The sequence below is a fragment of the Streptomyces sp. NPDC042100 genome (assembly GCF_055582325.1).
Genome location: NZ_JBVJDK010000003.1, coordinates 352730 through 368414 on the forward strand (window position 1 = coordinate 352730; position 15685 = coordinate 368414).

The following is a 15685-nucleotide window of genomic DNA, read 5'->3' on the forward strand; positions in this document are numbered from 1 at the left end:
CCGCCCGCCTCCCGTCGCCCCGGCCCGGGGTCACCCGCGCCCCAGCGCGGCGGCCAGCCGGTCCTGGGGAATCCTCAACTGGTCGCAGCGGTCCCGGCCCTGCACGAACAGCGTCAGCCCGTGGCGCGACCCGTACGCGGCGCCCGCCGCCCGCACCTCCACGCCCCGGTGGGGGACCGCCAGTTCGTCGAGCGTGACGTTCCCCGCCACGTCCCGCACGGTGACGGTCCCGGTCCCGCCGAACGCCAGCAGCAGGGGCCGGCGGGCCGCCCCCGCGAAGGCGAGCGCGGCGGGCGGGCCGTGCGGGGCGGCGCAGCGGCGGACCGTCCACCCGTCGTCGTACTCGGCCAGCCGCAGCGCCCCCGCCTCAGACCAGGCCAGCAGCGGCACCCGTACCCCGCCGTCGTCGCGGCTGGTCAGGGCGAGCCCCACGCGCTGGTCGGGCGCGGCGGCCAGCACCGCGACCCGGTCGAAGCCGCTCGCCGTGCCCTTCCACAGGCTCAGCGAGTCGCCCCGGTCCGCCACGATCCAGGTCAGCCCGTCCGCCGTGTGCGCGGCCAGATGGCACACCTTCACGTCGGCGGCCGCGATCGCGGGCCGCGCGGTCCACGTCCCGCCCTCCCGGCCGTACGGGAGCACCCGGCCGCCATCCGGGACGAACAGCAGGCACCCACCCCCGGGAGCCGGTACGAGAGCGAGCCCGGGGACCACGTCGTTGACGTCCCCCGCCAGCTCGACCGGCTCGTCCTCAGCCCACTCCGCGAGGTCCTCGGACAGCCGCCACACCCGCACGCGGCGCCCCGCGGCGGCGGCCACCAGCCACGCGCCGTCCTGCCACAGCGCGGACACCGCCGTGACCAGCGGTCCCCGAGGCCCTCGCGGTCCCCGGGGGTCCCGCGACAAGGAGAGCCCCGGGCCCGTCCGGCCGCGCAACGGGGTGTGCACGCCGATCAGCACCCGATCGCCGGTCGCCCGCGCCAGGAGCAGCGACCCGCCGGGCGAGGCCGCCACGCCCGACCGGGGCCAGGTCTCGCCGCCCACCGGCCGCGGGTCCGGATCCGGGCCGTCAGGCGCCCCGGTGTCGACCACCCGGACCTCGTCGCCGTCCCCGACCGCCAGCCGCCCGGTGCCGGCGGGATCGAACGCGAGCCCGCTGCCCGGCGCCGAAAGGCGCAGGACGGTCTCCGGGCGGTCCGCCAGGCGTGCCGGGTCGGCCCCGCCCGCCGCCGTGCGTGCCGCCCGCCCGGGGAGCCCGAGGACCCGGACCCGCCCGCCCTCGTTCAGGGCGAGCAGCGGCAGCGTGCCCCGTCTGCCGAGGGCGATCTGCCGCGCGGACGACTCGACGCGGGCCACCCGGACGATCGCCGGGTCCCCGTGCCCCGGCGCGGAGACCCGCCAGACGGTGACCGCGTCCCGGTCCTCGCCCGCCTCGGCCACCGCCACCAGACCGTGCCCGGCGTCCTCGGCGAGCGCCACGGCGGCGAGGTGGCGCACCCCGGGCTCGCCGGGGAGCTCGTGCCGGGCGCGCACCAGGGGCCGGTCGCCGTAGCGCTTGACGTGCAGTTCGTGCAGGGTCAGCGTGCCGGACGCGGTCAGCAGGAAGCAGCGGTCGCGCAGGGCCAGCAGCGCCACCCGGTCGGCGCGTACGGGCAGCACGTCATGGCGTACGTCCCCGGCACCGGGCGCGCCGCCCGCCGCGACCGCCCAGCGCCACGCCCACACCCGGTGCCCGTCCGCCGCCACGATCTGCACCCCGTCGCCGCACGGGGCCGCGTCCAGCGAGCCGACCGTCCCGTCCCAGCCGTACGTGCGGCGCGGCAGCCGCTCGTCGCCCCACCACAGGTGCAGCGACCGGCCGTCGTGCGAGACGGTCATCCGCCGCCCGCGCAGCGACGTCTCGCGGACGGCGGCGAACAGCGCGTCCCGCTCCGGGTCCCGGGGCGCCCGCCGGGTGTGGACGTAGGCGCCGGTGTCGGCACGCCGGCCGACTATCTCCCCGCGCCCGGCGAGGGAGAGCAGCCCCGACCGGCTCCAGTCCAGGGCCAGCGCGCCACCGAGCGGGGCGGGCAGCGTCAGCTCGGCGGGCCGTGGCACCGCGTCCGTCCACACCTCCCGCCACGCCCGTTCCGCGAACCCCGGCAGCCGGTCGAGCGCCTCGTGGAGGTCCCGGTGGCCGGCGAACGCCTCGGCGGCGAGGACCGCGCGGCGCGGCCCGTGCTCCTGACGGGCCCGGAACGCGGCGCCGAGCCGCTGGTAGAGCTGGGCGCCCTCGCCGTCGGCGGCCACGTGCCGGGTCAGCGGCAGCATCACGTCCGGGTCCGTCCGGATCAGGAACTCGGGGTCCAGGAAGAGCTGTGCCAGCGGGTGCGGCTCGTCCGGCGGCTCGTCCGCGCCCGTCGGGACCTGGGCGGCGTGCGCTCCGAGACAGGCGAGCGTGTACGGGTGCGCCCGGTCCCAGTCGCCCGCCGGGCGGTGCAGGGCGTCGAAGACGCGACGGTGCGCCGCCCCCTCCGCCAGCCGGGCCCGCTCCAGGAGGGCCGGGCCGTAACTGGCGTGGTCGAGGCGGTGCAGCGGGGGCAGGCCGAGCCGGTGTTCCACGGTGATCAGGACGCCCTTGAGCCGGTGCAGCACACTGTCGAGCAGGCCGCGCGAGATCTCCGGGGTGCGTCTGCGGCGCAGCGCGTTGGCCAGGGCGAGCCACAGGTCCGGGTCGTCCAGGCCGGGGCCCTGGACCACGGCGAGCGGCAGCAGCAGCTCGGCGCACCGGTCGCGGTCCCCGGGGTCGAGCACGTCCAGCTCCTCGGCCATCCGCGCGCGCAGCTCGGCGCCGCCGCGCTGGACGAACCGGTCGAGCGCGGCGGCCGGCAGCGGGGCGGACTGCCGGGCCAGCGCGCGGGCCGCCAGGCGGGCGACGAGGAAGCGGCGCCCGCAGCGCCGCGCCACCAGCGCCGCCGCCTCCAGCCGCGCCGCCTCCTGATCCGGTCCGGCGTACGGGGAGCCGGGCGTGTCGGAGAGAAGGGCGGCCACCAGGGCGGCGATGTCCCGCTCGGTGTCCCGGTCGCGGTCCAGGTCGAGGAGGGGGGAGGAGCTGTCCAGGGCGTCGACGAGGGACTCGGAGGCCGCGCCGTCGACGGTCCTGCGGGGGTGGGCACGGGTGCCGACGACGACCTTGACGCCGGGGCGGCGGGAGAGCGGGTTCAGCAGCCTGCGGGCTATCTCGTGGGCCTGCCCCGGCATCGCCTCGTCGAGGCCGTCCACGAGCAGGGTGACACCGCCGGCGCGCGGGACGAGCGCGCCGATCCGCTCGACGGCGTCCCGCGCGGTGACGCCCGCGTCGTGCGGCGGCCCGGCACCCGGCGGAGGGAGAGCACCCGGCGGAGGGAGACCATCCGGCGGGGCGGGCGCACCTGGTGGGGCGAGAACACCCGGCGGAGCGAGAGCATCCACCGGGGCGAGCGCGCCCAGTGGCGCGAGGGCGCGCAGCAGTGTCTGGGACAGGGAGTTCAGGGACTGGCCGTGGCAGGAGACCGCCGCGTGGACCGAGCCGGGCCGGGGCACGGTCTGCGGCGGCGGCGCCGGTTCGAGGGCCCGGACGTGCCGGGGCACCGACAGCAGGGCCAGGCGCGCGAGGAGCGCCGTCTTGCCGGTCCCCGCCGGGCCGGTGACCACCACCATGCCCCGGCTCTGGGAGGCGGCCCACGTCACCAGCCTGCTGAGCGGGCGCACCCGGCCGGAGAACTGGCCCGGCGGCAGCCCGTCGTTCACCGGCCCGAACTGCGCCGGTGTCAGCCAGGGTTCGTGGTCGGGCGGCAGCGCGGCGGTGCGGTAGACGGCGTCGGCGGAGTCGTAGTGCGGGTTGTGCAGGAAGCGACGGCCGAGGGAGCGGACCTCCACGTACGCGGGCCGCAGCGCCGCGTCCTCGTACCCGGCGGCGACGGCCCGCCGGTCGATCGCCTCCAGCAGGTCCGGCACCAGGAGGAAGGGCGCGGTCGGCTCGAACGGGCGGACCGTGCCGTCGAGTTCGAGGCCCCGGTCGGCGAGGGTGTCCTGGAGCCAGTCCACCCACAGGCTCTCCTCCACCGGCCGGTCGGCGCCCGCGGTGGCGAGGAACACGAGCCCGTCACGGGCGAAGGCGCCCGGCCGGGCGCCGCCCTCGCGCGCGGCTGCGGCGCCGTCCCGGCCGGCCCGTCGGTGCGAGCCTTCGGACACCTCCAGCCCCGGCTCCCGACCGGTCCGCCGGTGACGCCGCAGCGCCGCGGACAGCCAGTCGGCCTCGTCGAGGGTCTGCTGCGACTCGCACGCGTCGATGACGACCAGCAGCTCCGAGCCGCGCACATGGGACAGGCGGTCCAGGAGCCGGGCGAACGGCATGGCTCGGGTGGCGACGGGGTGCGGCCGACCGGGCTCGTAGCTGCCCCGGCAGGCCAGGACGTACCCGTCCTCCTCCGTGGCGTGGCCGTGGCCGGTCCAGTAGAGGATCTTCCGCTGCGCGTCGGCGGCGACGAACCGCCGCAGCCCCTCGTCCACCCGCTCCAGCGTGCCGTCGCCCTCCAGCGCCTCGGCCCGGGCGAAACCGAGCCGGTCGCACAGGGCCGCGAAACGGGCGCGGGCGCGCAGGACGTGCCTGCGGTCGCGCAGCCCGCCGCGCTCGCCGTACTCCGCGATGGCGACCGTGCCGACAAGCCCGGTCGACCGGAGCGCGTCCCGTCTGATCTCGACATCGGCAGCCAAGCCCGTAGTCCCTCCCGCGCCTATACTGATCCACCGGCGTGACGCGTGTCACGGGTTTCCGAACGGCGCCTCGTGAAGGGCGGGTTGAGGACCTCCATGGACATGGACAGATTCACCGTGGTCGGGCGGCAGACCGACTGCCATGTCTTCGAAGGGGACGGCACCAGTCCGATCGCCGAGGAGAACATGCGCGTGAAGTACGTGCCGACGCGGGTGGAGCTGCCCGACGAGGTCGCCGAGTGGCGGCGCGAGATCGAGGCGGAGGAGGCCCGCAAGGAGGCCGCCGGCGAACCGTACCGCTGGAACAACCCCCGGTTCGCGGTGCGCCGCCTCGTCGTCTCCCGTACCCACACGGCGGAGATCCCCGTCGCCACGCTCACCCTGTGCGACGCCGACTACTACGACTTCCTCGCCACCTCGCTCAACCTCGGCCGGGAGCAGCGCAACGGTCTGACCCTCCGTCAGCAGTATCTGGAAGGGAAGGACCTGCTGGAGGTCCAGCCGTTCATGTTCTGCAGCTTCGGGGTCAACATCGCGGTCGAGACCGGCAAGGACCGCAAGATGCTGTTCTCACGGCGCAGTTCGCGGGTGGCCGGGCCGAACACCTCCAAGTGGAACTCCTCCGCCAACGAGGGGCTCGCCCGCAACCACGACCTCTCCGCCGACGGGCGCGTCAGCCTGCACACCGCCGCGCGCCGGGCCCTGCGCGAGGAGCTGGCCGTCCTCGCCTCCGACGCGGTGGACCTCGAACTCCTCGGCTTCGGCTTCGACGTGCGCAACAACCAGTGGGCGGGCTTCTTCCGGGCCGTCCTCACCGACCTGTCCGAGGAGGACCTGCGGCTGCGCTGGAGCCGAGGCGTGGCCGACAAGTGGGAGCACGAGGCCCACGCCTTCGTCGACGCGAGCCCCGAGGGCGTCCTGCGCTTCATCCGCGACGAGCCCGAGGAGTCCTGGACCCCCTGCGCCCCCGCCCTCTTCTACCTCGCCCTGGTCCGGGCGGCGGTCCGCGCCGCCGACGACCCCGACGCGCGGTACGAGGTGGAGGCGGTCGAGCGCCGCGTCCTGGCGGAGCTCGACGGCGACGGCGACGGCAACGGCTACGGGGACCCCTTCTAGGCTTCGGCGGTGCGCGGCTCGGTGCGCGGCTCGGCACGTCGCCCGGAACGTCGCTCGGCCCGGGGAGGGGCCGGTGGTTCTCCGGTGGCCCCTCCCCGGGCCGTCACCCCATTGACTCAGCTGTTCGTGGTGGCCTCCCGGTGGCTCTCGGGCGCCCGGACCACGAGCGACTTCACGACCTTGACCGGACCGTCGCCCACCGCGCGCAGGCGGTACGCGCCCGTCGCGGCGGGGACGGTCAGGGTCTCGAAGCGGGCCAGCGGGTGCGTGCCGTGCGCGGACTCGATCAGGACGCCGTCGCCCTCCACCACGTTGAGGATGTGGAACGTCCCCGCGGTGTCGTCGACGGCGGTCGCGGCGGCGTCGAGCTCGACGCGCCGAACCTCGTAGAACATCTCCGCAAGCGCGCCCACGACCACCTCGCGCCAGCCCTCCCCGGTGCGCAGCACGGACGGCCGCCGCACCAGGTCGCGGGCGACCGCGTCGCCCCTGCGGCCGGTGTCGAGGTTGGCGAAGGCGTGCTCGTACGCCAGGGGCCGGGGGTTGCCCTCCGCGTCCATGCGCTGCCAGTCGTAGAAGCGCAGGGAGTAGAGGTACGGGGTCGCGCTGACCTCCAGGACCACGTTCCCGGCGCCGCTGGCGTGCGGGGTCCCGGCCGGGATCATGAACAGCTGGCCCCGCTCGGCGTCGAAGGCGTTGACGTGCGTGGCCACGTCCATCTCGGCGCCCCGCGTGGACGCCTCGACGTCCGCGCGGAAGGCGGCCGGGTCGAACTCCTCGCGCAGCCCCAGGTACACCTGCGAGCCCTCGCCGACCGCCGTCATGTAGTACGTCTCGTGCTGGGTGTACGGGTAGCCGAAGCGCGCCCGCATGTAGGCGTCCTTCGGGTGCAGGTGGAGGGAGAGGTTCCCGCCGTCCGCGGTGTCCAGGTAGTCGAAGCGGATGGGGAACGAGGTCCCGAACCAGCCGTGCACGTCCGCTCCGAGGAACCGCTCCGGGTGCAGTACGGGCAGCAGCTGGAACGGCACCTCGACCTGCGCGCCCGCGTCCTCGCCGAGCAGCACGCCGCTCTCGGGCGCCATCAGCTCGTACCCGAGCGCCGTGTTGCCGGCCTGCGGCGTGAAGCCGAGTTCGTCCCGGCCCCAGGTGCCTCCCCAGGGCGTCGAGTTGAAGTACGGGCGCGTGCGCACCGGCGCCTCGGCCAGCTCGGCCAGCGTGGCGCGCAGCGTGCTCCCGTCCAGCCACGCGGGACCCTCGGGCGACTGGGTGTCGATCCACCGCTCCACGCGCGGGGCGAGGGCGTCGCGGTGGCGGTCGATCATCGGCCAGTCGACGTAGAACAGGCGCCTGAAGTCGCGGCCCACCGTGTCCGCGCGGCCCAGCAGCGCGCCCCGGCGCTCGGTGTGGGCGCGCTCGGCGTAGCGCTTGGGCAGGTCGGCGTACCAGAGGACGTCGTGCGGCGCCTCCGCGGCGCCCGGCCCGACGACGAGGGTGACGCAGTCGCTGCCGCCCTCGACGGCCAGTGCGCTGTCGAACAGGTCGGACAGCGGGTTGTCCGCGAGCGGCAGGTAGAACGGGTCGTCGGCGAGCGGGCCGGACGCCGTGCGCTCGACGATCTTCTCCCAGGGCGCGTACAGGCGCCGTACGTCGACGACGCGGACGGACGCCCCGCGCGCGGCCAGCGCCCGCTGGACCTCCTTGGCGAGCAGGTCCCAGTCCAGGACGGCGGGCCCGTCGACGGCGACGGTCACGCCGCGCGTCGGCAGCGAGGCGACGAGGCCGTCCCAGCCGGTGCCGACGGCGCCGCCGGCCGGGCGGTAGCGGGGCTCGCGGTCGTAGGTGAGCTCGGGGGTGTGGCTGCCGGTCATGGGTGCGCTCCGGGGAAGGGTGGGGGTGAGGGAGGGAGTACGGGCGGGGGCAGGGGGGTCGGCGTCGGTGGGGCGGGGGGAGTGGGTCATGCCACGTCCTCCAGGACGGTCAGGGTCCGGTCCCGCGTCGTCGCGGCGCCGAGCCGGGCGCGGAAGTCGGGATCGGCCAGCTTGCGGGCGAGGGCGGCGAGCAGCCGCAGGTGCTCGTCCCCGGCCATCCGCTCCGGTACGGCGATCATGAAGAGGTCGCGTACGGGGACGCCGTCGGGTGCGTCCCAGTCGATGCCGTGCTCGCTGCGGGCGTAGCCCACGACCGGCCGGACGACGGCGTCGGTCTTGGCGTGCGGGATCGCGATGCCGTCGCCGAGCGCCGTGGTGCTCAACTCCTCGCGCCGTTCGGCGGCCTCGACCAGGGCGGCCGGGTCGGTGACGCGGCCGGAGCGGCCGAGGAGGCCGGCGAGTTCGCGGAGGGCGGCGGGCTTGTCCCGCGCGGCGAGCGCGGTCGTGACGGTGTCGCAGGTCATCGCGCCGCCGAGCACGGAACGGGGCTCCGGAGAGGAGACGGGGGAGGAAGCGGGCGCGGGCTTGTCCAGGGACGGGGCCCCGTCCCTGATCCCGGTCCTGGTCCCGGCGGGAGCCCCGGCCAGTGCCATCTCCGCGGGCGCGGGCGCAGACGAGGGCGCGGGCGCGCCGGGTCCGGTCGGGCCGGAGAGGATCGCCTCGGCCTCCGCGCGTGCGGCGGCGCGCCGGTCGCTGAGCTCCAGGAGCGTGACGGCGGTGACGGCGGTGACGACGGTGCCGAGCGCGGCGGCGAGGAAGAAGAGCGGGACGCCTCCGATGGCGCCCATGAGGGCGACGATCGGGCCGCCGTGCGGCACCGAGCCGGTGACGGCGAAGGCGCCGCCGAGTCCGCAGGCGACCGCGCTGCCGAGCATGTTGGCCGGGATCACCTGCGCGGGACGGGCCGCGGCGAACGGGATGGCTCCCTCGGCGATGCCGAAGAAGCCCATGAACATCGCGGCGAGCCCGGCTTCGCGCTGCTGCTCGTCGAAGAGCCGCCGGCGCATCAGCGTGGCGAGGCCCATGCCGCAGGCGGGGACGCAGGCGCCGGCCGCGAACATGCCCATCACGTACAGGTTGTTCTCGGCGATCATGCCGGTGGCGAAGAGGAAGGCCGTCTTGTTGACGGGGCCGCCCATGTCGAAGGCGAGCATCAGGCCGATCACCACGCCGAGCAGCGCGGCGCTGCCGCCGGTGAGGCCGGAGAGGAAGGAGGTGAGGGCGCCGAAGACCCCGGCGATGGGCTTGCCGAGCACGTAGATGAAGAACATGCCGAGCGTCGTGGTCGCCACGATGGGGATCACGATGATGGGCATGATCGGCTGGGCGAACTTCGGGACCTTGACCTTCTTGATGGCGAGGACGAGGTAGCCCGCGAGGAAGCCGGTGACGATGGCGCCGATGAAGCCGGCGCCGGACTCCGAGTCGTACAGCGCACCGGTGTTGGCGATCCAGCCGCCGATCATGCCCGGGACGAGCGCGGGCCGGTCGGCGATGGCGTACGCGATGTAGCCGGACAGGATGGGCACCATCAGCTGGAAGCCGATGAAGCCGATGTCGAAGACGTGCTTCCACGGCGAGCCGTCGGGGATGACGAGGCCGCCGTCGGCCTGCGGGTGGCCGCCCGCGGCGAGCGAGACGGCGATCAGCAGCCCGCCCACGACGACGAACGGAATCATGTAACTGACGCCGTTCATCAGGGCCTTGTAGACGGTGCTCCGCTCGCGACCGCCGCCGCCGGGCGGTCCGGCGGTGGACTCCGCCACGTGGTGGACGGGGGCCTTCCTGGTCCGCTCCATGAGCTCCAGGGGGCGGTGGATGCCGTCGGCGACGGAGGCGCCGACCACGCGCTTGCCGCCGAAGCGGGCGAGGTCGATGTCCTTGTCGGCGGCGATGATCACACCGTCGGCGGCGGCGATGTCCGCGGCGGTTAGGACGTTCTCGGCGCCGATCGAGCCCTGCGTCTCGACCTTGATGGTGTGTCCGGCCGCTTCGGCGGCCTGCTGGAGCTTCTCGGCCGCCATGTAGGTGTGCGCGATGCCGGTGGGACAGGCGGTGATCGCGACGAGCCGGAGCCCGGGGGCGGGAGCCGTGCTGTCGGTCGGGGAGACCTGGGGAGAAGGCATTCGGATCTCGATTCCTCATCCTCGCCTCATTGCGAGTTATCGATAACATAGGGCGGCGGGAGCACCCCGGAGCCGAGGCGAAAGTCCTTACCCGCACGGCCGCTCGGCCCCTTTCCGGGGGCAGAAGGAACCCCGGAGGCCCGGTGCGCGGGTGGAACACCCCGTGGTCACGCGAATGCGCCGATACTGGTCACGGCAGGAGAGCGGGACACGGGACACGGGACGGGAAGCGGGACGGCGCGATGACACCGCGGAGCAAGAGCGGGAAGCCCACGATGCGCGATGTCGCGGCACGGGCGGGGGTGTCGAGCATGACCGTCTCCCGGGTGCTCCGGGACGACCCGCGCATCAGCGCGAGCGCGCGGAGCGAGGTGCTGGCCGCCGTCGCCGCGCTCGGCTACCGCATCAACGAGAACGCCCGCGCGCTGCGTCTCGGCCAGGGCACGCGGTTGGTGGCGCTCATGGTCACCAACCTCGCCAACCCCTTCTACTCCCGCCTCGCCCTCGGCGTCGAGTCGGAGCTGGAGCGGCAGGGCCTGTTCACCGTCGTCGCCAACACCGCCGACAGTGAGACCAAGGAGCGGGCGCTCACCACCGACTTCGTCGGCCGGCGCGTGGAGGGGCTGATCGTCGTCCCCGCCGGCGACGACCACACGCACCTGCGCGCCGAGCACACCGCGGGCACCCCCGCCGTCCTCGTCGCCCGGCCGCCCGTCGGCCACGGGGCCGACTGCGTCCTCGTCGACGACTTCGGCGGCGGCCGGGCCCTCGCGGGCCGCCTGCTCGGCGAGCGGCACCGCCGGATCGCCTTCCTCGGCAACGCCGAGGCCGCCTACACCAGCGCCGAGCGCCTACGGGGCTTCCTCGCCGCCCACGACGAGGCGGGCCTGCTCCACGATCCGGCCCTCGTACGGCACTGCGGAACGGACCCCGCCGAGGCGCTCGCGGCCGCCGCCGACCTGCTCGCGGCCGGGCCGACGGCCGTCGTCACCGCCAACAACCGCAACACGCTGGCCGTCCTGCGCGCCGCCAAGGCCACCGGCGCGCGGGTCGCCGTGGCCGGCTTCGACGACGTCGACACGGCGGACCTGCTGGACGCCCCGCTCACCGTGGCCGCCTACGACGCCCAGGAGGTCGGCCGCCGCGCGGCGCGGATGCTCCTGGAACGCCTCGACACCCCGGCGTCCCCGCCCGCGCCGCGCACGTCGGTGGTCCCGGTGGAGATCCGTACGTACGAGGGCGCGGCGCGCGGGTGAGCGCCCGGAGGCGCGGCCTGCGCCGGTGACGTGGCCCGCGCCGGGTGACGGTCCTTGCCGGGTGACGGTCCCTGCCGGGTGCCGACCTCCGCCGGGGACCGCCCCCGTCGGGTGTCGGCCTCCGGCCTCCGGCCTCCGGCCTTCGTGCCGGTACTCCTTTCGGCGGTCCCGCTTCACGCCTCTCGGTGAGCGGTCGCCCTGAGCGGCCCAACCCCGGGCCGTGCGAATGGTGGAGCCGTACCGGGGGCCGAAGACTCCGGCCCATGAGACACCACACCTCGCGGCGCCGCCGGCGCCCACCGGGCCCCCGGAAGCGGGCCCTCTCGGCTGGGCTCTCCTGCGCCGTCAGCCTCGCGGCCGTCCCCGCCCTGCTCCTGGGCCCGGGCGGCTCGGCCGCGGTCGCGGCACCGCTGCCGGGCGGGCTCGGGCCCTGCGTGCCGGGGAGCTGCCCCGACCCGTACCCGCAGATCGGGAACGGGCCGCTCGCGGGCCGCGACGCGGGCATCAACATCTTCGTCGGCGACGACTTCCTCGTCCGAGGCCGGGCGGCCGAGGCCGAGGGCCGGGTCGTGGTCCTGGACGACTTCGACCAGAACAAGGAATCCACCGTCGGCGGCCTCTACAACCTCGGCATCGTCGGCGTCGGCTCCCGGGTCGTCCCGCCGAAGGACGCGGACTTCCTCACCACCGGCGGCGACGTCACGATCGCCTCCGGCCAGCGCCTGGAGACCACCGGGGGCTTCCTCACCGAGACGGGCACCGTGCGCCACGCGGGAACGGCCACCGGCGACGTCACCGGCACCCTCGTCCAGGACGCGAACGCGGTCACCCCGTACGCGGGCCTCCGCGACCGGCTCACCACCGCGAGCCGCTGCTACGCACGCGTCGACGGGAAGCCCCGGACGCCCACCGGCACCGCGGTCAACCAGAACTTCCAGACCCTCTTCACGGGCGACAACACCTCCGCCCTTCAGGTCTTCAACGTCGACTTCGACATCGCCTCCACGAGCGGCGGCCAGCAGGGCGTCGTGTTCAGCGGGATCCCCGCCGGAGCGACGATCCTGGTCAACCTCCTCGGCGCGAACCGCGTCATCAACACCTACAGCGGCGCCCTCACCGACTCCCTCGACCCGCTGAACGCCTATCGCGACCGCCTGCTCTGGAACTTCCCCGACGCCACCACGGTCGGCCTCAACGGCACCGGCCAGTTCCAGGGCAGCTTCCTGATGGGCGAGCAGTCCTCCATGACGACCGTGACCCTGCCCGGCATCAACGGACGCTTCTTCACCACGGGCTCCGTCACCCACACCAGCTCCGCCACCGGAGGCGGCGGCCAGGAGTTCCACGCGTACCCCTTCAACGGCGACCTGCCCGACTGCGGTACGACGCCGCCGCCGGTCACGGGTGCGGTGAAGGTGGTGAAGACGGACGCGGAGTCGGGTGCGGTGCTGCCGGGTGCGACGTTCCGCCTGTGGGAGGAGACGAACGGTGTGCCGGGCCTCCAGACGGGCGGCGCGCAGCCGGACACGCAGGTCGGCACGGTGTGCGTGACCGGAGCGGACGGCATCTGTTCGCGGACGGTGGAGACCGGTACGTACTACTGGGAGGAGACGGCCGCGCCGAGCGGCTACGAGTTTCCCTCCCCGGCCGTCTTCGGCCCGCTGGTCCTGACGGACCAGAACGCGAGCGCCGGAGTCTCCGTCACCGCGCCCAACCGGAAGTCCCCGGTCCCGCAGGACAAGGGCAAGGTCACCCTCGTCAAGACCGACGCCGACACGAAGGATCCCCTGCCCGGCGCGAGCTTCGAGCTGTGGGAGGAGACCAACGGGCGCGCGGGTCTGCAGGCGACCGGTGCCGACCCGGACACCCGCGTCGGCACCGCGTGCACCACGAGCGCGGCCGGCCTGTGCTCCTTCGACAACCTGGAGAACGGCACGTACTACCTTCGTGAGACCGCCGTGCCCGACGGCTACGTGCTGCCCGCCGACCCCGTCACGGGCCCGTACGTCGTGAGCGCCGAGCACGCGGTCGTCGTCGCGCGACTGGACAACAGCCGCGAGCAGAACCCCTGCGAGCCGACCGGTTACGGGGACGAGGGCCACGGCGACGGTGGCCATGGCGACGGCGGGTACGGGGACGGAGGCTACGGCGACCCCGGCTACGGCGGCTGCGCCGCGCACGCGACCCGCTCCGGCCAAGCCAGGAAGGCGTGACCTGAACGACCGCTGACGCCCGTGCCCGCCACCCCTCCCCGGTGGCGGGCACGGGCGTCGTGCGGGGCCGCGGGCCCCCGGGCCGCGCCTCCCGGTCCGAGGCCGGCGTCAGCCGAGCGAATCGGTCACGAGGTCGTCGGCTACGAGGCCAAGTTACGAAGCAACGGTTACGCCCTGCTCGGTCTCGCGCTGCTCGGTCACGAGGTCCTCGGCCCCGAGCTGCTCGGCGACGAGATCGGCGAACTCCTCCGGGGTGAGCACCTCGACGCCGAGCTCCCGCGCGGCCGTCGCCTTGGAACTCGGCTTGCCCGACGCCGAGGGGGCGGCGACCAGATACGTGGTCCTGGCGTTGACGCCGCTGCCGGCCCGGCCGCCCGCCCGCTCGATCAGCTCCTTCATCTGAGAGCGCCCGAAGCCGTCCAGACGCCCGGTCATCCTGCCGGTGACCACGACCGTCTTCCCGGCGAGCGCGCCCGTGCCCTGCCCTGCCGCGGTGGCCTCCTCGGCCCCGGCCCGCCGAGGCTCGGTCATGTTGACGCCGGCGGCGACGAGTTTGTCGACGACGGGGGCGAGCGCGGCGAGCTCCGCGACGACGACCGGTGCCTTCTCCGGGCCGATGCCCTCGACGGCCCGCAGATCCTCCACGGTCGCCGCGCGGATGGCGTCCATCGTGCCGAAGTGGCCGGCTATCCGGCGCGACATGCTGCGCCCCGTGCCCGGGATGCCGAGCGCGCAGAACACCCGGCTGAGCGGCCGCGTCCGGGCCAGACCGAGCTGCTCGGCGAGCTTCGCGCCGCGCTTCTCGCTGCCGGAGGCGACCGTGAGCTGCTCCTCGGTCAGGGTGAACAGATCGGCGACGTCGGTGACGAGACCGGAGTCGATGAGCGCCTTGACGTACGTCCGGCCCAGGCCGTCGATGTCGAGGATGTCGCGCCCGGCGGCGTACTCGATGGACGGGGCGAGCGCGCACGCGGTGCCCTTGGCGCACCGCCAGCGCTCCTGGCTCGTGTCGATGGCGCCGCCGCAGTTCGGACACGCCTCCGGGAGCGGGACCGGCGGCGCGCCCGCGGGCCGCAGCCCGACGACCGGGGCCTGGACGCGGGGGATGATGTCGCCCGCCTTGTAGACGGTGACGGTGTCGCCGAGGTGGAGGCCGCGGCGGGCTATGTCGGCGGGGTTGTGGAGGGTGGCCCGGGAGACCGTGGAGCCGTCGATCTCGACCGGCGTCAGGATCGCCGTCGGCGCCAGCACCCCCGTCCGGCCGACCTCCCACACGACGTCCTCCAGCACCGTCTGCCGCTCCACGGCGGGCAGCTTGTAGGCGATGGCCCAGTACGGGAAGCGGCTGCCGAGGCCTGCCGCCTCCTGCTCGGCGGCGCTGTCGGTCTTGATGACGACGCCGTCGATGCCGAACGGCAGCCCCGCGCGCATCGCGGCGATGGCGTCCACCTGCCGCTGGGCCTGGGCGAGCGTGTCGACGACGTGCAGCCCGGCGGGTGTGTCGGCGGTGGTCCGCACCCCGGCGTCCGCGACGGCGGCGAGCGCCCGGGCGTGGCCCGCGCCCGGGGGCAGGAACGAGGCGCCGTCCAGGTCGACGACGCCGTACGCCCAGAACGTGAGCTCCAGTCGGTACGGCCGGTCCTTGGCGCGCAGCGTGCCGGCCGCCCCGTTGCGCGGGTTGGCGAACGGGGCTCCGCCGTGCGCGGTGCGCACCTCGTTCGCCGTCTCGAACTGCTCCTGGGTGAAGAGCACTTCGCCGCGGACCTCGAACGTGAGCGGCTCGGCCAGTCGCTCGGGCAGTCCGACGACGGAGCCGATGACATGGCTGACGTCCTCGCCGTGGCTGCCGTCGCCTCGGGTGACGATCTGGACGAGCCGTCCCGCGCGGTAGCGGGCGGCGACCGCCGCGCCGTCCAGCTTCGGCTCGACCGTGAACCCGCCCTCGGGCTCGCGCCCGAGGCGCCGCCGCAGCGAGGCCTCCCAGCCGACGAGGTCCTCGGGGCTGAAGACGTTGTCGAGGCTGAGCAGCCGCGAGGTGTGCGGGACGTCGCCCTCGGGCGCCGCGCCGTCCGCGACCATCCCGGTCGGCGAGCCGGCGGCGTCGTCCGGGTGCGCGGCCTCCCACTCCAGCACGGCGCGGCGCAGCCGGTCGAACGAGGCGTCGTCCATGGGGCTGTTCTCGCCGCCGTAGTAGGCGCGCGAAGCCTCACGGAGGCGCTCCAGAGCGGCCTCGTAGTCGGCACGAACGGACAGGGCAGGGCACGCCTCAACGGCGGGAGTCGCGGTCATGCGGGCATCATCGCGTGGGGGTCTGA

The 15685-nt window shown here is 75.0% G+C and carries 7 protein-coding genes; 3 read left to right on the forward strand and 4 right to left on the reverse strand.

The annotated features are described in order from the left end of the window. Positions 1-30: 30 nt before the first annotated feature. Positions 31-4731 carry a hypothetical protein gene (locus ACZ6J5_RS09005; protein WP_469389250.1) on the reverse strand — a complete coding sequence of 1567 codons (4701 nt, stop codon included), beginning with the start codon at positions 4729-4731 and terminating at the stop codon, positions 31-33. 102 nt (positions 4732-4833) lie between these two features. On the opposite strand from ACZ6J5_RS09005, the gene ACZ6J5_RS09010 reads away from it, so the two are divergent. Continuing rightward, on the forward strand, positions 4834-5847 hold the full coding sequence (locus tag ACZ6J5_RS09010; protein ID WP_469389252.1) for a translation initiation factor 2: 1014 nt from the start codon (positions 4834-4836) through the stop codon (positions 5845-5847). Positions 5848-5963: 116 nt separating this feature from the next. Here the strand turns inward: ACZ6J5_RS09010 and ACZ6J5_RS09015 are convergent, their stop codons facing one another. Next, a complete protein-coding gene (locus ACZ6J5_RS09015; RefSeq protein WP_469389254.1) occupies positions 5964-7715 on the reverse strand; it encodes a class I mannose-6-phosphate isomerase in 1752 nt (583 codons plus the stop codon). Between the two features lie 86 nt (positions 7716-7801). Further along, positions 7802-9901: a fructose-specific PTS transporter subunit EIIC gene (locus ACZ6J5_RS09020; protein ID WP_469389256.1), complete on the reverse strand. Its 2100-nt coding sequence runs from the start codon at positions 9899-9901 to the stop codon at positions 7802-7804. 242 nt (positions 9902-10143) lie between these two features. Here ACZ6J5_RS09020 and ACZ6J5_RS09025 point away from each other — a divergent pair, with 242 nt between their 5' ends. Together ACZ6J5_RS09025 and ACZ6J5_RS09030 are read left to right on the forward strand one after the other, a co-directional pair. Then, positions 10144-11157: a LacI family DNA-binding transcriptional regulator gene (locus ACZ6J5_RS09025; protein WP_469389258.1), complete on the forward strand. Its 1014-nt coding sequence runs from the start codon at positions 10144-10146 to the stop codon at positions 11155-11157. 263 nt (positions 11158-11420) lie between these two features. Beyond that, positions 11421-13370: a choice-of-anchor A family protein gene (locus ACZ6J5_RS09030; RefSeq protein WP_469389260.1), complete on the forward strand. Its 1950-nt coding sequence runs from the start codon at positions 11421-11423 to the stop codon at positions 13368-13370. A gap of 153 nt (positions 13371-13523) precedes the next feature. On the opposite strand, the gene ligA is transcribed toward ACZ6J5_RS09030, so the two are convergent. Next, positions 13524-15659, reverse strand: coding sequence for an NAD-dependent DNA ligase LigA (gene ligA, locus ACZ6J5_RS09035; RefSeq protein WP_469389262.1), 2136 nt, complete (start codon positions 15657-15659; stop codon positions 13524-13526). Positions 15660-15685: the final 26 nt, after the last annotated feature.

Coding starts and splice junctions, on each gene's coding strand:
- ligA (WP_469389262.1), bottom strand. CDS start 15,659: ATGACCGCGACTCCCGCCGTTGAGGCGTGCCCTGCCCTGTCCGTTCGT.
- ACZ6J5_RS09010 (WP_469389252.1), top strand. CDS start 4,834: ATGGACAGATTCACCGTGGTCGGGCGGCAGACCGACTGCCATGTCTTC.
- ACZ6J5_RS09020 (WP_469389256.1), bottom strand. CDS start 9,901: ATGCCTTCTCCCCAGGTCTCCCCGACCGACAGCACGGCTCCCGCCCCC.
- ACZ6J5_RS09025 (WP_469389258.1), top strand. CDS start 10,144: ATGACACCGCGGAGCAAGAGCGGGAAGCCCACGATGCGCGATGTCGCG.
- ACZ6J5_RS09030 (WP_469389260.1), top strand. CDS start 11,421: ATGAGACACCACACCTCGCGGCGCCGCCGGCGCCCACCGGGCCCCCGG.
- ACZ6J5_RS09015 (WP_469389254.1), bottom strand. CDS start 7,715: ATGACCGGCAGCCACACCCCCGAGCTCACCTACGACCGCGAGCCCCGC.